This is a genomic window from Vibrio sp. 947, from assembly GCF_033339115.1.
In the GTDB taxonomy this organism is placed as follows: domain Bacteria; phylum Pseudomonadota; class Gammaproteobacteria; order Enterobacterales; family Vibrionaceae; genus Vibrio; species Vibrio alginolyticus.
The window spans coordinates 43,430-64,219 of the sequence record NZ_JAWOTX010000019.1 but is presented as its reverse complement, the minus strand read 5'-3'; the positions used below and the strand labels follow the sequence as shown (position 1 = coordinate 64,219).

The following is a 20,790-nucleotide window of genomic DNA, read 5'->3' as shown; positions in this document are numbered from 1 at the left end:
ATAAGAAGACATGGAAAAAGAAAGAATTTTAAATGCTTGACTCTAATCCCAATGAATGTATAATCTAATCATAAATTAAAAGAAAGGTTATTTTATTATGGGGCTAGCAAAAAAAATTGCAGGCTTTCTCTTTATCGTTTTTTGCTTTCTGCTTGGTTTAGTTGCGTTTTATGCATACGTGACAGACAAAGACGTAAATGAGTATGTTTCAAACTTCATGGGTTTGATTAAGCCTCTGGCACAATTTTTGTGGGAAATCATTCTGGATTTCTGTAAGAACGTTGTTTCTGGGCTTTTTGAATGGAGTCCTTCTCCAGAAGAAATTCCGCTAGATATTAAATAGATAATCTATTGACAACAACAAAAACAATCAGTAATATTCTCTGGTTGGGATAATAACAATATAACAGGTTTTACAATGATAAAAGTTATTACGCCATCGACGGATCCTACCGTTCGAACTGGCATTAAGATTAATATCACAGATAAAAAGATTAATGACAGTGTCGAAGGTATTAGCATGTTCCGTGATCTTCCTTGCGATAACTTGCAACAAATTGCTGAATCGTTAATTCGAATTCATCAGTATGCAACCGTACAAATGGTTGTAGAAACAAAAAATGACGAACTAATTGAGCTGCTAAGTACAGAAGCTACTAAGCAAGGTATTGAAGAAAACATTTTTCTTTAATGATATACCAAGCTCAATTATCAAGAGCTTGGCTGCGAATTAAAAATCGAGAGCACCCAAAGCTCTCGATTTTAATTTTATATAAAAACAAAAAATAATTCGGAGATATATCATGAAACGTAATCTAGCACTTCGTAACAGCCGTAAACGCAACAACTGGGCTGTTCAAACTAAAAAGTAATAGATAGGGCAAGCGGCGAAGCTTGCCTTTTTGCTATCTGGACAATGAGATTGCATTTGACTCATCACCGCCCATAATTCTTGAATAGAACTTAGAAAAACTATGACACTCTTGAATATCTTCTCTTAAGTGTAACGATTCCGATGATAGTGTTGATGCTAACTCTTTCTCAAGAACTCTTGCAGCAGCTTTTAGTTTTGGGCTGGCGTGTTTTGCTTCATTAGTTAGCATCAAGCTTTCAGCATGTTCAGAAAACTTTTCGTGCTTTGCGCACTTACTAAATAGACCTTTGAAAATTGAATTATCAAGATCTTTAAGACCATCAATTAACCACGCTGGACAGTCTGACATCTTAGCAGCATTGCACACATTCTCATAAACGTAGTGTCCTAAGAACTCATGCACAATGGTTGATATATTGCACTTATCACTAACTAGGCTTACTATCGTCTGTCCATTCTGATAGAAATCAATGAACCCAAGAGACGATGAGTAGTATTCGTTCGGTAAATCTTGGTGATTATATTCAAAATCTTCTTTTCCCCTAAATAAAGGAATGTTTGGATACTGACTTAACATCGCGAATTCAGAGAGAAAATGAAAAGACTTGTTAGATGGTTCGTTAGAACCTGACTGACTGTTAATTCTCCCAACAAATCTTGCCATCGATTCACCAATAGTGTGTTCGTACCATTTTAATCGCTCATCTTTTGAGAATGTTTTCTTACCGTTAACCTCATAAATTGAATCCTCTAGGCGCTCTAGAAATCTAGATTCAGGTTGGTTATCAATCTCATCAGCGTAACTAATTATGAGGTTTTCTTCATCGTCATTGATGTATTCGAATATGTCATTCGGGTTGCACTCATATTTTTGCGCGAGTTCTAATCGGCATTGATCATAAGTATCAACAGCCTTTTTTAGATTTGGGTATGCATTCAGTAATCTCGTTCTCGATTGGCTGAGTAGTTGTCCAATGTAATGCGGGAATGTTAATGCTTCAGCCATACCGCGAGACCATCCTGGCTCAAAATTTTGAATAATGTGCGCAAGTTCGTGGTTGATTACTTCATTTATATAGCAACATGCCTGATCGAAGCCATTAGCTTTGTAGAACTCTAAAAGCTTTTCTTTTGAGATATTTATTTCACAAGAACTAACAGTTAAACTCCCCGCAGCACTCATCCCTTCAACCATTCTGATAGATAGTTGCTTAGCTTTAGGATAAGCAGTGAAGATTGAGTTTTGAGGGTTCATCTTCAGCAGTGACGCAACCCTGTATTTATCACTATGAGGATTATCTAACATCATAGCTAAGTACGATGGGTCTATCCTTATTGGGTCGAATGTAAACCCTTTAAAACAAAAATCGTTATCACACCATACCAGTTTTGTAGCAGAGAAAATTTCTTCTTGTGATGCGCCAAGATTAAGAAGCTCATTTGCAAGTGCGTACTGTCTTTCACTAATGAGATTTGAAGTTCTTCCAATAAGCTGAAAATACCGAGTGGAGTTTGTGTTAGCAGCAGCTTTAAGTTCATTAACGATATTAAGGCTAATAGCACTCAGCATTTCATGCGGATTTTTCTTTAATATGGGAGCTATAGTTTCAATATGTGCTGCTAGCAATTCGATAGCAACATCAATAGGTTCCTGGTTACTTGCGAGATTTGCATGAGTAAGCCTATCCCTTAAGACTTTAGCTTCCTTTGAATTAATTAATTTGGTCATGACTTTCTTTGACTTCGTTTTTAATTTATTATATATCAATTAAATAAATCAATGAAGAGAATTGAAAGTAATGCAAAAAAAGATAATTATCCCGCGTAAAAAATTACAGTTGGTAATGGACTCATTTATCACGATATGGGAAAAGAACCTGCCTTCTGAAGACGATCTTGAGTTGGGGAAAAGTTTTGGAATTGGTGAAATCCCTGAAAAGCAAAAGATGAAAGATATCTTCTATTCGATTCTTGGGTTCAATAATCATGATGAACTCTTAAGGTTCACTAAGAATAATGAGAAAAAAATATGGGTTAATAGATCGTTAGGTGATTCTGAATTTTTCCCTAATGAAGAATTATTTTTGTCCGCTGTGAGAAAAGCATTAGCGCCCATCATCTTTACATCAGCTCTTGAAGAAAAGGCAAGTGACAATCCAATCAAAAAACGAGCTACGATAATTAAAGACTTTTTCAATGAGGCATTGCAATTCATTGATGTTTTTGAATACGACCAACAAGACTGGGAAGTATACACTCTAGATGAAGATTCAGTGAAGCATGTTGTTGAAAACCCTGAAAACAGAGTTTCAATTAGCCTGTCTGAACCAGGAGAGGGTCTACTAGATATTTATGATCCTGAATCAATGGGATACCAAGTAGAGATAATCAATATCCAGAATATGTTCAAAAAATATCAAGATATTAAGCTTGATACAGACTTAAGTGGAAAGTTGTATAGAGTTAGATTAATGAAGGCAACGAATATCAATCTACTAAACACTTTTATATTGAAATCAACACTAATGAACGCGAAGTGGGTGATTGAAGTGAGAGAAAAGCTTGCGAATCATAAAAACCTGCAAGAGAAACTGAAACAACTTTCGAATGTTTCGGATATCACAATTAAAGTTCAATAACAAAAAGCAGAGTCGATGACTCTGCTTTTTTAAGTCAGATTTCGGTCTACATGCTTAGACCGACTTCTCGACCTTTAGCGCCAGGAATAAACGATTTAATATATTCAGCCACTTTCCCTCGAAAGGATTCTTGGCTTTGCTCTTTTCCTGTTGGGGTTCCAGAAATTTTCATCTCTTTTCGCTTATCCACTTCCATATAGTCAGCCATTGTAGTTCTCAATGGTTGGATAAAGTGACGCTTAGCAAACTCACCTAAGAACTTTTTCTGTAGATCTTTATTCCCTTTCAAATCTTCCAGAGTATATGTTTTATCCTGATCGGTATCTAGTGAGAAAGAAGTGAATTCAGACTTGATAACGAACGAGTCCAGTTTGGTGCCATCATTTAAGGTTGTGAAGTTTGCGAATGATCGCTTACTTCCTAATGCTTTATGTAGAAGATGCTTAATTGCAGGTTCAGCGTTACTTAAATTGAACGATGCGCACAATGTAAATCCATCTTCTTTTAGGTTGCCAGGCTCAACTTTGAATCCGATTTTAGCATCATTCTTCAAAATATCAGCAGGAGATCGATCTTTGATTACATCTGTGATCTGTCTGTTCGTTAAATTTGTCATATCAATTCTCTTCTTTGTTATTATTTATTTAGTTTTAATATTTTTCTACTAATAGAATAACAAATGGAGCCAGATATTACAATTTTAATATTCAATAAAAAGTATTACTGTGTTTAATAACAATTCATTTCAAATTCTTCAACGGAATGAATGCAACTAAGTGTTTATTAAATGACGAAAAAAACCACCAGAGCTTTCTGGTGGTTATTAATAAAAAATTGGCTATTTATTCTTACTGAAAAGATGTCTTTAGAACGCGTTTGTGAGAACCGTCAGCCATTAGAACTTTAGAGTATTCACCCATATTGGATTCGATAACCCCTTTCAGTATTTTTCTGGATTTAGGGTCAATGAATGACACTTTATCGCCTTTCTTGAAAATTCGAGAGTCTTGCTCTTTGTAATGTTCAAGTACTTGATTTAGTGAGATAGGTAAAGTGGAAGGATCGGCATTGCCAGTGATGGTTATGCCATCATTGGTATTCTTCATTTCGATTTCGCCAGATTTTGGGTCTCTATAACAAACTTTTATGGATTTCTCTGTTTTGCTTATAATGAATCCAATCACACTTATGTCATCTATTGATGCTTCTATAACGTCAAATTTATTTCTCATAATAATAATTTTTATTAGTTAATTTATTTGATTTTGATTTTACTTTTTTTAAGTGCTGTGTAAAGGTTTTTTTTGATATTCAGCCCAAATGATGAAAAAACATACAGAGATATATATTGACTCTGATGTTTTTGCGGGTATAATCAAAACAATATCCAAAAATTAGCAAAAATCATGACTATTACAGAACAAATTCAATCCACAGTAAGAACCGTCATTGAGAACTTCCAAGGTAATCAAATCAATATTGCCTTAAGTGGCGGTGTAGATAGTGTTGTACTAGCTCACGCTGCTTCACGCGTATCTCATGAATCTCTTTACTGCCTACATGTAAATCATGGGATTTCCGATAACGCTGAAAAGTGGGAGAGCTTTTGCTTTGAATTCTGTAAGCAGATTGGAGCGAAATTCAAATCTAAACAATTTCACCTTAAAGGCGTTAACAATCTTGAGAGTGTAGCTAGAGATTGTCGGTATGAGTTTTTCATTGAAAATCTTTCAGATGGAGATGTATTACTTACTGCGCATCACATGGATGATCAGGCAGAGACTTTTTTACTTAGATTAATGCGAGGGGCTGGTGTTGATGGTCTTGCATCAATGCGCCCAACTAGAGATTTGGGTAATGGAATTCTTGCTAGACCACTTCTAGGTTATTCTAAAGATGAACTCATGGCTTACGCAAAGGAAAACGATTTGAAATGGGTAGAGGACGAATCAAATCAGTCTTCTGACTATGATCGAAACTTCCTAAGGAATGAAGTTCTTCCATTATTGAGAACTCGATGGGGAAATGCATCATCCTCTATCTCAAAATCAGCTTCATTGTGTCAACTTGCCTCAGAAATGAATGCTGAAAAAGCAAATGAATGGCTTAAAAACTGCTCACATCAAGAGAAAGAAAAACTTATTGTAAATGATTTTGTGAAAAATCTAGATGGTGATTCACAAACACTACTGGTGAGAGCATGGCTTAAAAGCAATGGTTATCAAGCAATCTCGTCAGGAAAGACTGCATATCTAATCGAAAGGTTAAATGGTTTGTCATCAAATGACACTAAATTTACCGTAGAGATTGAACATCAGACAAAAATCATGTTCTTTGATAATGCCCTGCATATTGTTAAAGATAATCAAAGGCTGGCTGTCAGTTTCTTACCTGCTAAGAAAGGGGATGTTGGTATCTCTATTGAACCAACAGAGCTAGAAGATTCAGTGTACAAAGGATCCTTAAAGTTTAGATTCAAAGGCTGTAATCGAACTTTAAAGAAATTCCTACAAGAACAGCGTGTGCCATCTTGGGAAAGGGAAAAGTATCCTATTAAATTATTCAACGGTGAGGTTGTTACTGTTGGTGAGTGGGTATCTGACCTTTATCTAAGTAAAGAGCCTAAGTATAGACTAATCCTCACAAAGGATTAATTAGATAAAAAACCCACTGCTAATGCAGTGGGAAATTTCAAATGGGTTTTATTGCTTTTACTATGCTTTCCCCTAGTACTTCGGAAAGTTTTGGTGGAACAGCATTCCCAATCTGTCTGTATTGCGCTCCCATAGTACCTTTAAAGTCCCAATGGTCAGGGAAAGATTGGATTCTGGCATATTCTCTTACGGATAATGGTCTTGTTTCTATAGGGTGACATCTCCCTGTTTGTTTCTGGGCTGGTGAACAGGTTAGGGTGGGGGATGGTCTATCCATTGCGAGCCTTTTAAACGTCCCTGAATTACCACCGCCATTAAATAGGCTGGCTCCCATTACTTCAATTTTTATAGCATCGGGTAAATCTCGCCAGTTACCGCCTTCAGGAATCAGCTCAAAGACCCCGTGAGCCTTTTTAGGGTACTTTTGACCTATGGATTCAGGTACATCTATTGGGTACAGTGAGCCGCTACAAAGAGCGTCTGAGACAACTTTTATGTCTGGGTTTTTTGCAGGCCACTTGAATTGTATCTTCAAATCTTCTCTGAATCCTACAATGAATAGTCTTTCTCTCTTTTGAGGTATTCCGTAGTGGAACGCATTGAGTACTTTGGGAGCTTCAACGTTGTAGCCTAAATCCTCAAGCACTGAAACCATAGTCTTTAGCGTTCTACCTTTATCATGAGTCGCTAATCCTTTTACGTTTTCCATAATAAAAGCATCTGGCTCAACTTCTTTTATTGCCCTTGCGAACTGATAGAATAGTGTTCCACGAGTATCTTCAAACCCTAGTCGGTTTCCGTTATGTGAGAATGGTTGGCATGGTACTCCACCAGAAATCAAATTTACTCTTCGATACCACTTTGTAAAATCAATATTTTCAATTGCATCATTAACAATATTACCATTGATGTTTGCTCTCAAAGTCTCACATGCATCCTTATCGATTTCGTTAAGCAGTACGTGATTAAATCCTGCATTGGCTAATCCTAACGCCATTCCACCAGCACCACTGAATAGTTCAATAGACTTTAAATTAACGGATTGAGTTACATTTGGTTCAATTTTATCGTCAAGAAGAAACGACAATCCATCAAGATGTGCCAGATCTTCTCGCGTAAATCCTCGTTGCGAAGAAGCAATCAGTTTTTCAGATTTTATCCAGGTATTTATTGTGCGTAATGATACGCCGAGCAAGTCACTGACCAGCTCAGGTGAGAAATATTTGATCATATAGTTTCTTTTTATTCTTTATTTTATTTATTAAACTTATTTATATTAAAAAAGGCGCTATGCGCCTTTTTTAGTTACAAACATCAGAGCGCTTATTGTATATCGCTATGTTTTGCATTGTTTTTGTCTCATCATTGTTTAGCAGTGCTTGATGACCACTAGGAAAATATAGTCCTGGCTTGCTCAAGTCGATATTCTTAACGTAGTACAAAGGAATGCTAAAAGCTTTATCGCCATTTTTTTGCTTGATTACAGAAAACCCATCCATTTTTGGAATGTTATAGCATCTCTTACCGTTTTCACCATTGAGCATTATCCATGCACCACCAGTCTGCTCAGACTTTTCATGAGCCTGAACTGAAAGCTTATTACAATTAATTGATTTAAAGTCTGGATTTATTGCGACAAAAGAAGAGCATTGACTAACATCAGAAAACGAAACCACCTTCATTGTAGGGCTACTAACGGCTCCATTATCATCAAGGATGCGATCTTTAAGCATGAAAAAGCCACCAGCACATAGAGAAAGTGCAATGATATTGATTATAGAGTGTGTTTTCTTAGCTTTCTCTTTAGCTTTCGCTAGCTTTATTCTATTTTGCTCTTGCTGCATCTGAGTAATACCTTGAATTTCCTTTTCAATATCAATGGCATTATCAGTGCTGCTAACTGAATTTGTATTCTTTTCCGATGACATTTGTACACCTATTTATTATTATTAAATTTTTGCATTCTTAATTCTATCAGCAAAGATTTTTTAATTCCATAATAAAAAGTCAAAAATAATCCATTAAAAGATAAGTTTAAGTGTAAAATCAAGTGGTTTTTCTTACTTAATTGCAACCTAATGATTGATTCATAGTCTAGAGTTGTTATAAATATCACAAATAAATTACTTAATAATTTGAAGAAATACTTAGTTTTTTCAAACACACTTCATAATTAAGGCAAATAAAAAACAATGACTTATTGAAAGAATTACTGCACAGTGTTATCATTTATCAGCTATTAAATAAGAGATAATAAAAATGTCTACAAATAAACAAACCGAACAAAAAAGCAGCAAAGGGATCATATTAGCTTCTGCAATCGCAATTGCACTTGCTGGTGGTACTATCTATGGAAATCACGTATTTACTAAAAAATATGAGGGTGTGCGTGATGGCTTCATTAAAGACTTTAGCAGTAACGGCGACCTGAGCATCAAGCTGGTAAATGCAGAAAAAGGGTTCTTCAGTGTAACCGACACTTTTGAGCTTTCCATGAAAGGGCATACTGATAAGCTATACCTTAAAAATGTTGTAAAAATTAGACCTGGCGAGATTCCAGGAAAGATCACACTTGATTTTAACGAAATTAGCGAGTCAACAGTTGAGGAAATGCCACAACTTAAAGATATTAGCTTGAACTGGATAGCTAAAGCTGATGGAAAGTTTAAGTTTGAGCTTGACTTCCCTGATATGCAGAAGAGCGAACAATACATCGGTAGTTACGGTAGAAAGATTCAGAGTCAATTCCGAATTAAAGGTGTTTCACTTTCTGGTGAATTTGATAAAGACCAGATGAGCGCTGTTTATCAAATTGAGAACCTCAACATAAAGGATGGTGATAAGACTTTTGACATTTCTAAGTTTGGTGGTACTGAAACTTATAAATGGAAAAACGGATGGATTACCGAAGCTAAGACTGATTTCTCCGTTGATCGAATCATGCTGAATGAAAACAAGGAATTTATAGATTTCGGAAAGCTAACGGCAACTTCTGATTTAACCATGACAGACTCAATGTCTATTCATCAAAAAATCAAATTAGATGGCGTTACAGGCATGTTTAATGGCATCAAGCTAAAAGAATCAGATTATACGCTTGATTGGGAGTTAAACGATGTTTACATGAAAGACATCATTGACGCATCTGAAACAAGTGATGATATTTCTCGAAATATGAGTGGTGAGCTTCTTAGCAGCATGTTTAAGAAAGGCATAACATTCAAAATCAACGAGTTGAAATCAGATTGGTTTGATATTGACTTAGATGTTAAGTTTAAGAGCTTCTCTGAAGAGCCGCGAACTTTACATGAATTCTTAGAAAAAGTTACTGCTGAATTAAATGTGTCAGTTGATAAAGCAATGACAGCTAAACTAGGAATTCCTCCATTTATGATTCAAGATCACATTGATCAAGGCGTTATCTCTGCTAATGGTAAAAGCATTGAGACTCACGCCGAAGTGAAAGAAGGAACGTTAACCATTAACGGGAATGAAATTCCACTTCCAAAAAATATGTAATGGCTTTTAGTTAAGTCACGTAACCAAAAAAGAGGTGGAACGAGAAGTTTCACCTTTTATTTACTTTTAATTCGTTTTGTGTATAATGGAGGAAAGTATGAGTAGTATGACAGAAGAAGAGAAGCATGTTTTTTCTACGCATATCGTACTAACCTTGTTAGCCCTGATGCTTACATTCTCTCTTCTAGCAGTTTTCGCCATGTTTGTTGCCAATAAAGCTGCTATTGATTCATATGATCGTCATAAGACGAATGTGTTAACAGTTATTGAGAATACAACAGATTGGACGTACTCGATAAAAGATTCAAACATTTCAATCTTAAACGATGATAAGGTTGAGATTATTGGATTTGCCAATTCTTACGGTCAATCAATTACACTTGAAAGTAAAGTTAGTGTTGGCATCTGGGATATGAATGGTAGCGTCCGTATATTAGGTGTAAAAGGGGTGAATGAAAGCCTGTTAAGCTACGATGCAAATTGGACATTCATCATTGGCGAGAATGACTTGCTTGTTAAAGAGAATGGTTCAATCAAAGAACAGTTTGTTGACCTAATCGCTATAAAAGAATCTATGATAAAGGATAAAAAATAATGGCTAAGAAAGTATATGTTGTTTGGGTAGGTAGAAAGAAAGGGGTTATGAAAACGTGGGCTGAAACACAAGCAGCAGTTAATAAATTCCCTGGCGCTAAGTACAAAAGCTTCCCGCCAAGCGAGGCTAACGAAGCCTTTAAGAAGGGTTGGAAAGCATACTACCCAGAAAAAGCTAAGCAACATGTACCAGACAAGCCGTTATTCGAATGCCTAACAGTTGATGCCTCTTATTCACAAAAGACACAAGAACTGATTTATAGGGGCGTATTAAACGTATCCAAAGAAGAGGTCTTTAGAAGTAAAGTCTTCATTGGTGGTTCTGCAAACATTGGTGAGTATCTAGCGCTCGTTGATGGTATCAAATACCTGATGAACTCGAATGTACACAACTTACCACTAATCATTTACAGTGATTCAGCGAATGCCATTTACTGGTATGAAAACAAAGCACACAACTCAGACGTTATCCGCAGTGGCAATGCAGACCCTGAGCTTGTGCGATTAATGGGAGAGGCCGATCAGTTCCTTAGAACTTGTAAAGATGCTGGCTCAATTGAAATTCGTAAGTGGCATACAAAAGAGTGGTCACAAGAAATCCCTGCTGATTTTGGGAAGAAGTAAATCACTTGGCTTTGAGTTTGAAAAACTCTGATCTGCTTATGTGACCATCTTTGTTGGTGTCTATACTTTCAAAGATGGTCAAATAAGGGAATGTTTGTACATCGACTATGAAATCTGACTTAGACGCTTCATAGATGTCATTGTCTTGGTCACTCCCCCATGAATACACAATGGACTCGTTAATAATAGCTCCCAAGCCATGTCGTTTTATAAAGATATCGAATTCATCCTTTGAGATTGTGTCAGAAAGATCTATGTCCATTTCGAAAAGTATGCGGTTGGTTTCTGAGTTTTTATTTATCAAAGATCTATAAGCATATGCTTTCCACTCTTCCAATTCTAAAACCATATCGCCATTTCTATCATATCGCTGGAAATCTCTTGTTAACTTAGTGCTTCCATAATTCGCTATGGCTAACGCATCTATTGGCAGTGCAATTCCGATGAAGGATAAAAAAACTGATAATTTATTTTTTGACTTACTCATAATGTAGGGTCTTATTCTTTATTCGTTTTTTATTGTTTTGTTGTGTTTTATATGTATAATAAAAACTATCTTTATAGCCTCTAGTGTTCTATAATATCTAAATAAGAAATAGGAGGGAACATGTCATACACTGATTTCTACCATGCTAATAAGTCAGCAAATGGTATCGCTCTTCGTTTAGATGTGGGATTGCTTAACGACGATGTTAGCAATGTTTTCGATGGCTTCTTTGCAAACGAAAATCCAGAAACCCTCAAAAGCTACGAAGATAAAGGTATGAGTATTTACAAGTGCTCAATCAATAAAGAGAATATCATCTCATCTCGAAATCTTCAAAAAACACCAGAAAATATGGCGATTTTGAAATCAATATGTAATGTGGATGATGGGAACATACTGGATATGTTTTCTGATTTTATCTTCCTTGGTCGAAGCAACATTGTTGACTTAGAAGCTTTCATTGACGTTATTCCTACTAAGGTAGATTACACGCCAAACGCCACTAAAGCTGGTAAGTTGAACTTTTTAAAGCATGAGATTATCAGGCTAAAAGGTAGAATTGCAGCTAAACTAGGCTATGATGGAATCAAGATGACAATTAAGGGGCAAACATTAGTCCTAATAGTTAACCCATTGATCGAGTGGCAGTATGTAGAAAAGAAGATAGCGCAAGCAGCTTAAGCTGACTTGAATATAATTTAGATTAAATTAAAAGAAAAGGCTGGTGGTCTAATGAATTTTGATTTGCCTGATTTGAGTAAAGATCATGCTGTCGTAAAAGCTGGACGATTAATGCAGCACCTATATCACAAATATGAAACCGCTCTAGAGCCATGTACTAGGGTTCTAGAAGCTTTTCCTGAGTTGAAACCAGATCAGGTTATGTGCTTATGGGTAGGCGTTAATATTGCTGAAAATCCAGAATGTCGAGAACATATCGAGCTAGTTACTCCTTAATCGTCAGATAAGACACAAAAAACCGAGATGCTTCTCGGTTTTTTATTTATTAAACAAAAACATCTACGGAACAACCTTTACTCTTATCACCAGCGCTTTTTTGCTCCAAACCAACTACTTTTCTGTTTTGAGATGAATCCTTGAAATGATTTAATTCATTCACATTTGCCCTGGGCGTTGAGGGACTTGCCATGTATACGGTTGGTACTTTTCGAGCATAGTAAGTATTGATATTCATTTTATTCACTTTATTATTTTTATTCATTTATCTAATGATAGCATGAGGTGTTTTTTTATTGACAATTTTTGGTCAAATTGTATATTAATGAATAAAAATCAATTTAATTAATTAGAATAAAGAAGGAATTATGAGAAAGATAACCACTAAAACCGAATCGGATCTATCGGATAAGCTAGCAAAAGCTAAAGAACAGTTATTGCGAAAGAAAAATCGCGACGTTTCTAAAGAAAGCGGTTTTGATCACTCTGATTTCATAACAATTGCTATCATAGTTTGTGCTATGCTTAGCTATGGACTAGCAACATTACCGAAAGATGATCAGGGATCCTCTCAGGTGAAAAAAGATGTGGTAATAACAGAAGCCGCTATCAGTGAAGATGTTAAAGAGAGCCTGAGAATAATCAAAAATGACGTAAGTAAAGCTAAAGAAACTGAAAATATTGGTATGCACTTATTGAGAAAAGGGACACCTGAAGATCTTAAGTCTTCTATTGCTAAAAACAGAGAATACTTAGATTTTTGCGATTCACTGAAAATGGTAGGTACAGTCAGAAGTTTTAAACGATCTTGGGTAATGAACTACCAATGTAAAAAAGGAGATTTCGAATACTCAAATACAATCAACTATAACTTTAGTACCGCTATTACAGAGGATTATGAGGTTAAAATGGTATTTGAGATTGATAAACAATCTGGATACAAAATTGAATACAGTGATAAAGAAAATTATGTAGCTAGGGTTGGCGCGGGAACTATTAGTGCTCTAGGAAGCCTTGAAGCATTGGCTGATAGGCAGTTGGGCTGGGTCAATAAAGTTATGAGGTATGAGCTAAATAAAAGCCTGAAAAGTGAGTATGACAAGCATGTAGTTGAATCTATATTATAGGTGAAATATGAGTAAAGTAATTACAAATAAAAGAATAGATATCTACGAGACATCTGATATTCATACGGAAAACTTTAACGATTTATATCCAAGAAGTGTATTTTGGAGTCAATTCGATGCCATTAAACCTATCCACTGTGATCATTTCAATGTGCTTATTCTAGCAGGAGATATTTTCAAACTTAGAAAGGGTGTGCTCGCGAAAGAGGTAGTTTCGGAATTTAGGAGTCGATTTGATCTTGTTTTGTATGTGCCAGGAAACCACGAATACTACAATTCTAACTTTGATAGTGAGTCATTGAAAGGTATTGAAAAACTCAATGAGATTGATGGCGTATTTGTTCTTGATAATGATGAGATTATTCTAAAGGGTGAAGATGGAGAGATTGCATTTATAGGATCTACCTTATGGACAGATATTGCTCTAAATAAAGAAGATGCAGATTACGTATCTGAGTATCTTGGTCAAGGGACGTATCGATTCCGAGACTTTAAAGCTATTCGGAAAAAACTTATCGGAAAAAATTCATATGCCCGACTAAAACCTATTGACCAAACTCTAAGACATAAAGAGTGTGTGTTGTTTTTGGATGAGACAATCGAAAAACACAAAAATGAAAATAGAACAGTGATTGTAATCACACATCACAGCCCAAGTTTTAAGTCTGCGTCGAGATTTAAGAAAGGTACACCAATTGAATTCAAAGATGCAATTAGAAAGTTGAACTCAGAAGGTATAGTACCGAGACTAAACCCATTAGAGAGCGGGGATATTGACCTATATGCCAAATATTCTGGTAAAGGTACAAGTTTGTATTGTTCTAATCTCGACCCATTGATCAAAAGGTTGCAGCCTGATTTTTGGTTTCATGGTCATATACATGAAAAAATATCTTATTATATCGGGGATACGCTTATTCAAAGCGATCCATTTGGCTATATCAATAGAAAAGAGCTGAGGGAAGTGAGAGAACAGATTCCTATCCAGATAAGCTTCAAATAAAAAAAAGCCGTAGGCATTGTGCTGCGGCTTTAGTGAAATTTGTATTTTATGTAAACAGGAATAAGCTCATAAGAAATAATAGGATGAATACAATTCGCTTATAGAGTCTCAGTTTTCTATGCTGAGCTAAAATTGTTTCTTGTTCGGTTCTTTTGTTAGGATGCTTTTTGAGGTAATAGGGTTTAAGCTTATCTGTCGGGGTATATGAATATTGAGACCATTTACCCTTATATCCTTGAATTGAATCATTTCTTGTTTCGGCTCTATACCACTTAATGCCACATTTGCAAGTACCACTAATTGAATTGAATTCTCCGAAATATGCTAAACCACCATTCAATCCCTGACCATTATTATCCAAGGACTCTCTACAGCATTTTTTAACTTTATCGCCAAACATTGGATATTAACCACTCTTAAGTTTTTTTTGGTTAAATGTTGTCTTGTACACTTTAAATCCGTGACCTATATCCTTCATAAATACAAAAGAATGTAAATACAAATCTTTACAGTCTATAGTGTGGGCATAAATCCTGATGTTATGCTTAGACTCAATCTTGGTAAATCCAGCGCGACTTGATAGGCGCTCAAAAGTGTTATTGCAATTTTCAACTTCAATTTTAAAGTTGTCTCTAATGTCTATTAATGACTCATTAAAGTCTATATCAACCACATTATACATTTTTGATATCGATGCATCATTGTCATCAATTCTATTCTCGAAAAAACTCAACTGTGATTGAGCAGGGTAAAAGAGTTCGTCTATGTTTGCACCATCTGGGTTTTCTAGGAAAGAAACATAAACATTCAATCCAGGCTCCTTCCCGTCGATAAGTGCCTGATCTGAAATTAAAACCGAATTTTTATAAATGAAAACACCAGAAACTATCACTAGAATTGTCATAAGATGTAGCATTACGCGGTTACTTTTTTTCCAAAAATTCATTACTAGTCCGCCGAATATTTTTATGTAACTCATTAAAGCATAACTAGGTGTATAGCTCAATTGTTTGCGATATAATATTGATATATAACAAGTAAGTTTGCCGAAAAATCGCTTTATTAAATTGTTAAAAATAAAAAATGATTACTGATTGATTAAGCGAACCTTAGAATGATATAATTAATAGAATAAAAAAGATTAATTGATGAGAAGAATATGATACAAGAACCATCCAATAAAATTGCTAGATTTGAATTATTTAAAGTCTCAAAGTTAATGACTGGTGATTCTAGTGATAGCCGCTTTGCACGAGAGCAAGCTCAACAAGCAGTCAAAACACTCGCTTTGGAGCATGATATTAACATCGCTAAAAAGGCTACTACAATTGTGTTGTCTCAAGATGCAATTGATAACCTCCCATTAAGTAAAGCATTAGTTTTAAATGATGAGACATCATTGAAGGATTTGTTTAGCGATATAGCCGAAGAAGCTTTTGAAAATAAAGCGCTATTGAATTATTTAGATGTGTCTGAAAGCAACAGAAATATTCCTGGTAATATATCTTTGCGATTAAAATTTACTGACTTCCCAGAAATGCGCACTGAAGTATTCAAAGCCTTAAATAGCATTTCAGAACGAATGGAAGAGCTTGGTATTGAGCCAAACGGCATTAAAGCAAGAACCTTCGGATACGATTTGGATTTAAAAAGTTTTGTTCGCAGAGCTGGAAATTTTGAGGATGTTTGGGTCTTTGAGTCTGAAAATGAGATTATATCATTTGCAAATGAAGATACTCAGGATCAGATGCTTGGTGAACTTTTGACTACAAAGGATAATCCCTCAAACGCAAGCATGAAATTTTTTGTAGAGCAGAACCCTGACCTCGAAAAGGTGTTTAACGCTTGGATGGCTAAACAGCAAAAACCATCCATGAAGATGGATGGTTTAACCATGTAACGTGCTAATTCTAAACTTAACCATACATAAGACCTTGAGATGAATTATCTCGGGTCTTTTGTTTTAAGAATAAATCAACATGCTCAACTGTTGCCAGTTCACTATCACAAATGGCGCGTAATTCTTCCATTGTACCTACAAAGCTAAAATCTTCACGCTGTTCAATAATAGGTGAATGGTCGAGATCCCACTTATGGAAAACCATCCCATTAGCTCTGCGCTCTACTAAAACAGGGATCTCATATGCATTATTTTCACGATCAAACACACCGAAACCAGCACATACTTTACCGCCTTTTCCGATAGTAACCTTTGGTTTTAATTTGCTAGATAAAAATCTATTAGCAATTGTTTTTACTGTGATCATAATTTTCTTAAGTAATTAATTTTTATTAATTATACTATATTCGCCAATGCATTAGAAATTTTTTATCTAAAGAAATACAGAATATTGTCTGCATCTTCTTGCTCCAATGCGATACCAACGTAGATCTCACCGAACTCATTGACTTTGTCTGTAATAACATTACAGACTATTTCCAGATCTTCTTTATACAATTTCTGATTCTCTTCAGACATTAGCTGGTAGAACAAATCTTCTGAACCACAAAGATTGAGAAAATATTCGTAAAAATCAGAAGTCGATGACGGGTCTATTGTAAATATTTCTGCCAAAGTTCTTTGCTGTATATAATTCACGTAGTCTATTGGATTCAAGCTTTCTGACTGACGAACTCTATCTGCACACATCTCTGTAATAAGGCACTTAAAAAGCAAAGTATTTCTATTGTTTAGTTTGTTCATTTTTAATTCTTATTCTTATTGATTAATTTTTTACATTCTAAACAATTACGAATAAAAATAAAGCGCAAGTTAACTTAACTTGCGCTTTTTCCTTTTGTTGATAATTTGATCACATCTTTATGAAATAAGATTTCTTAATAGCTCTATTGCTTTGTTAACCACATAAAATTGCGCCTCGACTCGATTCTTATCTTGAAGCTCTTCACTGGTTACTTCGAGTGCGGTTATATCTCCATTAACTTTGATTCCAATGAATGCTTGTCTTTTACGGTCAACGCCATTATCGTCAGTAAATGGTTCTGCGTATCCTGTTGTTGAGATAGCAATATCAGAAGAAAATAGCTTTGTACACCCATCTACCATTTGTCTGGCAACCAACTCAGAAACAGCATTCGAACGAACGGCTTCTTCATGATCAACCCCCAACAACGTTACTTTCATCGGAATTGAGTACGCTGTTAATCCTCCGACGAAATACTTTGAAGATCCTGATTGTGAGGAAAGGGCTAACTGAACAAGACCGCTTGTTAAGCTTTCCGCGCAAGAGATAGTAAAGCCATTATCTATTAGGTATTTATGCAAGAATTCGACATTCGACTTTTCTAGTAATGTTTGAACTATAGCCTGAGAGTGTTTATTATTCATATTTAATCCTTAAAACTGCGGTAATCCACTAATATGGCGAACAAGTCCCGCATAAATTTTCTTATATTCGTTTTTTGAGCCTGAAATCCAATAGGCTTGATCAATCGTCTTTATCAAATCAAGAATTAGAGCTTTACTGTTTTTAAGGAAGTAATTCTTGCAAAAGAATCTATTTCCTGTCGTTTTGGTTAAGTGAGTAACTTCTACAATTAATAAACGTAATACTTCCAAATCTTGGTTCTCAAGTTTCTCTGTGCTCTTTGATAGAGTGGATACTTGATTCTGAATAATCAATTCAAAATTTGACTTAGATAAATTAATCCTGTCACGTATCAAGGTATCAGAAGGTAATTTTACTGAATAAATTTTTCTCATTAGATACGAGCATGTGAGCATATTGATCAATGAAGGGGTTCTCTTCATTTTAGTGATATGAAGCTCCAGCATAATCAGGTCGTTTTCATCAAAATCACGAATATTTTGAGACTGAATGTTCAAGTCATTGAGCTTAACCTTACTTAGTTCATCCTTAAGTCTATCCTTAATCACTCCAGAGAATGCGTTTTGAATATCATTGCAGTTATCAAACTGAACTAAGCTTAAACGAGCAGATTTTAGTTCTTTCATGAAATCTAAATCTTTATCAGGATGCATTGAATGTAATGCGATTCTATCCATGACGCGCAATGTTTCTAAGTTAGCATTCAGTCTCTTTGATGCTGATTCATACTTTTTGTATACGATACTTTGAATATCGCCAGGGAGTGATTGATACTGTTTCTTGATAGCTTTCAGATACTTTGCGGCAACAAGTGAGTCAAAAATAAATTTCTTAGATAGATTATGTAATCTCATCAACTCTTGTGTAACCCGCTTTTGAGCTTCAATCTTAATTTCATCATCTGAGCGGATATATGTAATCAACCCACTTTTTATCAGATAGGAACGAATGTCAGCATAGCTAATGGAGTCTACATTTACTGCGTATGGCAAACCACTAGGCAATGTTGTCTTAAGATCTCTTAACTGAACAACTTTTGACTTAATCTTTAGGTATTCATTATCAAATGTTGGGTAATTTACTGTTAAAAACAGGTCTTTTTTTCTTCTGGACTCTCGAACATTCTTAACTGTTAATGAAAACACATTGTGATTTTTATTGCTTCCAAACATAAGGTCTCCATAGGTAATGGAGAATGCATTCAATCGTTCTTCTGGGATTAGCCAGACCAAATTTATATTGTTGGCAATATAGAATCGTTCACGTTCTTCAATTGTTTGAGGGTTAATCCAGACATTAATCACCTCAAATGCCCATTTTTGATCGTTGTTTTGCTCAAAGTACACATCAGGGCTTCGCCATTCACCTGTGCCTGTTGAATCGATAATTTTGGGGTCTAGTTGAATCGTGCTCTTTTTGACTGAATTTGTTTTCAAAAGGCATTTGACTAAGTTAAGTTTTACGAATTTACTTAAGCGACTTTCCGATTTATCTTCGATCCTATCGAAGATTGGGCTACTTTTCCCTTTATAAAATGGGCATGAATAAACAGCATCACCAGTTTTACGATTTGAAAATGGTTGATGCTTCAAAAAAACCGATTTATGTCTTCTAGAGATTGTAACTGGGTTTCTACAGTGCTCACAAATCAATAAAGGAGCTTCATCAGACATAGAGCCTGTTAACTCTCTTCGTAGACCGAAAAGTGTCACAGAATCATTCTGATTGGCAAATGATACAACATCATTTGCAGTAATGCTTTTGTCTGCACCACGAACTGATATCTTCCAGTTGTTATAATCCATAAATACAATCTTTAGTCTTTAATTTTTTGATAAGTAACTATAGCTCAAATTATCATGAATTGGAATCAAGAAGTGAGTGGGTCATCATACTTTAGGAATTAATGATAAACAGTAAATTGACTGTATGGATCTTATAATGTAAGTTGTTATTAACAATAACCTAAAAAATAATATAAAAATGCAAATATTAGAATCTGTAATTGCTAAGTTTGTTGATTATGTGCCTTCAATCGAAAGGAAAACAATCAACAATCTTCTTTTATCTAATGCTGATTTCAATGAATGGCTTAAGTTTTGTGAGTCATGTATTAGAAGGGGCATTTCATCAATCGCTCTACATGATGAGATTTATTTTAGGTCTAGGAAGATTTCAGTTGATGACGACTACATTTCCAACATTCTTGTAGATGTTATGGATTTTCTAATTAGTAAGAAAATTGTAAACTCATACGGATAGAAAATGCTAAATATGCAAGAATGTTTTGAAGTCATAACCAAGCCTGGTGAAATCAAGATCATATTTAACGGTAAAACCCTTGTTACGTTCGACTCAATTGAAAAGAAATTCGAAATCAAAAACAAGTTAATCGAAACAATTCGCTCAAAAGTTACTCGTAATAGTATCTACCAAAAAATCTCCGAGATTGTTTCCGAGAATGGTTTACCAGCAAAGTACAAATGGGCTGATACCGCAATTCTTGCAATAGAGCCAGCTCTTCATTGCTTGAAATTGGAGCCTGTTGATTTAACAGAGTTAGCCATATTAGAAAAAAAGGTTATTCTTTCTAGCACTAATGGCTTGTATTACCTATACAGCAACACTAGAGCAAGCGTAAGAATTGAGTTAATCAATCTCTTAAACTCTCGATTTGAAAACAACTCAGATGAAGAAAATGAGCTACTGATTGGATTCCTAATTGTTAATGACGCAAAGATTGCGCATAGGCTAATTTATGGTCAAAGCCTTAAATCTGGCATCATTCCTAAGTTCAAAGAAGATCAGTTTAATCGAGAATTTGAAAAACTATCCTCTCAAGTAAAGGAGTGTTTAAATATCTCTTCTATTGAGCCTCATTTCGAAAACGCTGAGCAAATTGTTAAGTACTACCAAGAAGAGTACTTAGCACATTTCAAATAATAAGGGGGCGGATATCCGC

25 protein-coding genes are annotated in these 20,790 nt (G+C 35.2%); 13 read left to right on the top strand and 12 right to left on the bottom strand.

Annotation, left to right across the window (positions count from 1 at the left end; all coding sequences use genetic code 11):
• Window positions 1–97 precede the first annotated feature (97 nt).
• Together R7Q39_RS20875 and R7Q39_RS20870 are read left to right on the top strand one after the other, a co-directional pair.
• A complete protein-coding gene (locus R7Q39_RS20875; protein WP_020331810.1) occupies window positions 98–343 on the top strand; it encodes a hypothetical protein in 246 nt (81 codons plus the stop codon).
• A 75-nt stretch (window positions 344–418) separates the two neighbouring features.
• Window positions 419–691, top strand: coding sequence for a hypothetical protein (locus R7Q39_RS20870; RefSeq protein WP_318076771.1), 273 nt, complete (start codon window positions 419–421; stop codon window positions 689–691).
• A gap of 214 nt (window positions 692–905) precedes the next feature.
• On the opposite strand, the gene R7Q39_RS20865 is transcribed toward R7Q39_RS20870, so the two are convergent.
• Window positions 906–2,603, bottom strand: a complete 1,698-nt coding sequence (locus R7Q39_RS20865; protein WP_318076770.1) for a hypothetical protein — start codon at window positions 2,601–2,603, stop codon at window positions 906–908.
• A 70-nt stretch (window positions 2,604–2,673) separates the two neighbouring features.
• Between R7Q39_RS20865 and R7Q39_RS20860 the strand changes: the two genes are divergently transcribed.
• Window positions 2,674–3,513, top strand: a complete 840-nt coding sequence (locus R7Q39_RS20860) for a hypothetical protein (RefSeq protein ID WP_318076769.1) — start codon at window positions 2,674–2,676, stop codon at window positions 3,511–3,513.
• Window positions 3,514–3,559: 46 nt separating this feature from the next.
• Here R7Q39_RS20860 and R7Q39_RS20855 read toward each other — a convergent pair whose 3' ends face one another.
• Together R7Q39_RS20855 and R7Q39_RS20850 are read right to left on the bottom strand one after the other, a co-directional pair.
• Window positions 3,560–4,129 carry a hypothetical protein gene (locus tag R7Q39_RS20855; protein ID WP_318076768.1) on the bottom strand — a complete coding sequence of 190 codons (570 nt, stop codon included), beginning with the start codon at window positions 4,127–4,129 and terminating at the stop codon, window positions 3,560–3,562.
• A gap of 232 nt (window positions 4,130–4,361) precedes the next feature.
• A complete protein-coding gene (locus R7Q39_RS20850; protein WP_318076767.1) occupies window positions 4,362–4,619 on the bottom strand; it encodes a hypothetical protein in 258 nt (85 codons plus the stop codon).
• Between the two features lie 300 nt (window positions 4,620–4,919).
• Here R7Q39_RS20850 and tilS point away from each other — a divergent pair, with 300 nt between their 5' ends.
• Window positions 4,920–6,167, top strand: a complete 1,248-nt coding sequence (gene tilS / locus R7Q39_RS20845; protein WP_318076766.1) for a tRNA lysidine(34) synthetase TilS — start codon at window positions 4,920–4,922, stop codon at window positions 6,165–6,167.
• 37 nt (window positions 6,168–6,204) lie between these two features.
• On the opposite strand, the gene dcm is transcribed toward tilS, so the two are convergent.
• Both dcm and R7Q39_RS20835 read right to left on the bottom strand, forming a co-directional pair.
• Window positions 6,205–7,398, bottom strand: coding sequence for a DNA (cytosine-5-)-methyltransferase (gene dcm / locus R7Q39_RS20840; protein WP_045595403.1), 1,194 nt, complete (start codon window positions 7,396–7,398; stop codon window positions 6,205–6,207).
• 70 nt (window positions 7,399–7,468) lie between these two features.
• The gene (locus R7Q39_RS20835) at window positions 7,469–8,095 is read right to left on the bottom strand and encodes a hypothetical protein (protein WP_318076765.1); all 627 of its coding nucleotides are present in this window, start codon (window positions 8,093–8,095) and stop codon (window positions 7,469–7,471) included.
• A 331-nt stretch (window positions 8,096–8,426) separates the two neighbouring features.
• Here R7Q39_RS20835 and R7Q39_RS20830 point away from each other — a divergent pair, with 331 nt between their 5' ends.
• The 3 genes from R7Q39_RS20830 to R7Q39_RS20820 all read left to right on the top strand — a co-directional run bounded on the left by R7Q39_RS20830 (window position 8,427) and on the right by R7Q39_RS20820 (window position 10,904).
• Window positions 8,427–9,686 (top strand): DUF945 family protein, encoded by a 1,260-nt coding sequence (locus tag R7Q39_RS20830; RefSeq protein ID WP_318076764.1) that lies wholly within the window; start codon window positions 8,427–8,429, stop codon window positions 9,684–9,686.
• Between the two features lie 97 nt (window positions 9,687–9,783).
• A complete protein-coding gene (locus tag R7Q39_RS20825; RefSeq protein WP_053319150.1) occupies window positions 9,784–10,281 on the top strand; it encodes a hypothetical protein in 498 nt (165 codons plus the stop codon).
• The gene (locus tag R7Q39_RS20820) at window positions 10,281–10,904 is read left to right on the top strand and encodes a ribonuclease H family protein (RefSeq protein WP_045595399.1); all 624 of its coding nucleotides are present in this window, start codon (window positions 10,281–10,283) and stop codon (window positions 10,902–10,904) included. The genes R7Q39_RS20825 and R7Q39_RS20820 overlap by 1 nt, the downstream gene beginning before the upstream one ends.
• A gap of 1 nt (window position 10,905) precedes the next feature.
• Here the strand turns inward: R7Q39_RS20820 and R7Q39_RS20815 are convergent, their stop codons facing one another.
• On the bottom strand, window positions 10,906–11,391 hold the full coding sequence (locus tag R7Q39_RS20815) for a hypothetical protein (protein WP_318076763.1): 486 nt from the start codon (window positions 11,389–11,391) through the stop codon (window positions 10,906–10,908).
• A gap of 120 nt (window positions 11,392–11,511) precedes the next feature.
• Here R7Q39_RS20815 and R7Q39_RS20810 point away from each other — a divergent pair, with 120 nt between their 5' ends.
• On the top strand, window positions 11,512–12,072 hold the full coding sequence (locus tag R7Q39_RS20810; protein WP_318076762.1) for a hypothetical protein: 561 nt from the start codon (window positions 11,512–11,514) through the stop codon (window positions 12,070–12,072).
• A gap of 51 nt (window positions 12,073–12,123) precedes the next feature.
• Window positions 12,124–12,348, top strand: a complete 225-nt coding sequence (locus R7Q39_RS20805) for a hypothetical protein (protein ID WP_318076761.1) — start codon at window positions 12,124–12,126, stop codon at window positions 12,346–12,348.
• A 49-nt stretch (window positions 12,349–12,397) separates the two neighbouring features.
• On the opposite strand, the gene R7Q39_RS20800 is transcribed toward R7Q39_RS20805, so the two are convergent.
• Window positions 12,398–12,613 (bottom strand): hypothetical protein, encoded by a 216-nt coding sequence (locus tag R7Q39_RS20800; protein WP_318076760.1) that lies wholly within the window; start codon window positions 12,611–12,613, stop codon window positions 12,398–12,400.
• Between the two features lie 103 nt (window positions 12,614–12,716).
• Here R7Q39_RS20800 and R7Q39_RS20795 point away from each other — a divergent pair, with 103 nt between their 5' ends.
• Together R7Q39_RS20795 and R7Q39_RS20790 are read left to right on the top strand one after the other, a co-directional pair.
• On the top strand, window positions 12,717–13,475 hold the full coding sequence (locus tag R7Q39_RS20795; protein WP_318076759.1) for a hypothetical protein: 759 nt from the start codon (window positions 12,717–12,719) through the stop codon (window positions 13,473–13,475).
• A gap of 7 nt (window positions 13,476–13,482) precedes the next feature.
• The gene (locus R7Q39_RS20790) at window positions 13,483–14,478 is read left to right on the top strand and encodes a metallophosphoesterase (RefSeq protein ID WP_318076758.1); all 996 of its coding nucleotides are present in this window, start codon (window positions 13,483–13,485) and stop codon (window positions 14,476–14,478) included.
• A 406-nt stretch (window positions 14,479–14,884) separates the two neighbouring features.
• On the opposite strand, the gene R7Q39_RS20785 is transcribed toward R7Q39_RS20790, so the two are convergent.
• A complete protein-coding gene (locus tag R7Q39_RS20785) occupies window positions 14,885–15,424 on the bottom strand; it encodes a hypothetical protein (RefSeq protein WP_318076757.1) in 540 nt (179 codons plus the stop codon).
• A gap of 213 nt (window positions 15,425–15,637) precedes the next feature.
• Here R7Q39_RS20785 and R7Q39_RS20780 point away from each other — a divergent pair, with 213 nt between their 5' ends.
• Complete coding sequence (locus R7Q39_RS20780) at window positions 15,638–16,378, top strand: hypothetical protein (protein WP_318076756.1); 741 nt, start codon at window positions 15,638–15,640, stop codon at window positions 16,376–16,378.
• A gap of 16 nt (window positions 16,379–16,394) precedes the next feature.
• Here the strand turns inward: R7Q39_RS20780 and R7Q39_RS20775 are convergent, their stop codons facing one another.
• The 4 genes from R7Q39_RS20775 to R7Q39_RS20760 all read right to left on the bottom strand — a co-directional run bounded on the left by R7Q39_RS20775 (window position 16,395) and on the right by R7Q39_RS20760 (window position 19,633).
• On the bottom strand, window positions 16,395–16,745 hold the full coding sequence (locus R7Q39_RS20775; RefSeq protein WP_045595388.1) for a hypothetical protein: 351 nt from the start codon (window positions 16,743–16,745) through the stop codon (window positions 16,395–16,397).
• Between the two features lie 62 nt (window positions 16,746–16,807).
• A complete protein-coding gene (locus R7Q39_RS20770) occupies window positions 16,808–17,053 on the bottom strand; it encodes a hypothetical protein (protein ID WP_318076755.1) in 246 nt (81 codons plus the stop codon).
• A 246-nt stretch (window positions 17,054–17,299) separates the two neighbouring features.
• Window positions 17,300–17,827, bottom strand: coding sequence for a CinA family protein (locus tag R7Q39_RS20765; RefSeq protein WP_318076754.1), 528 nt, complete (start codon window positions 17,825–17,827; stop codon window positions 17,300–17,302).
• 9 nt (window positions 17,828–17,836) lie between these two features.
• The gene (locus R7Q39_RS20760; RefSeq protein WP_318076753.1) at window positions 17,837–19,633 is read right to left on the bottom strand and encodes a hypothetical protein; all 1,797 of its coding nucleotides are present in this window, start codon (window positions 19,631–19,633) and stop codon (window positions 17,837–17,839) included.
• Between the two features lie 460 nt (window positions 19,634–20,093).
• Here R7Q39_RS20760 and R7Q39_RS20755 point away from each other — a divergent pair, with 460 nt between their 5' ends.
• Window positions 20,094–20,771 carry a hypothetical protein gene (locus R7Q39_RS20755; protein ID WP_318076752.1) on the top strand — a complete coding sequence of 226 codons (678 nt, stop codon included), beginning with the start codon at window positions 20,094–20,096 and terminating at the stop codon, window positions 20,769–20,771.
• Window positions 20,772–20,790 lie beyond the last annotated feature (19 nt).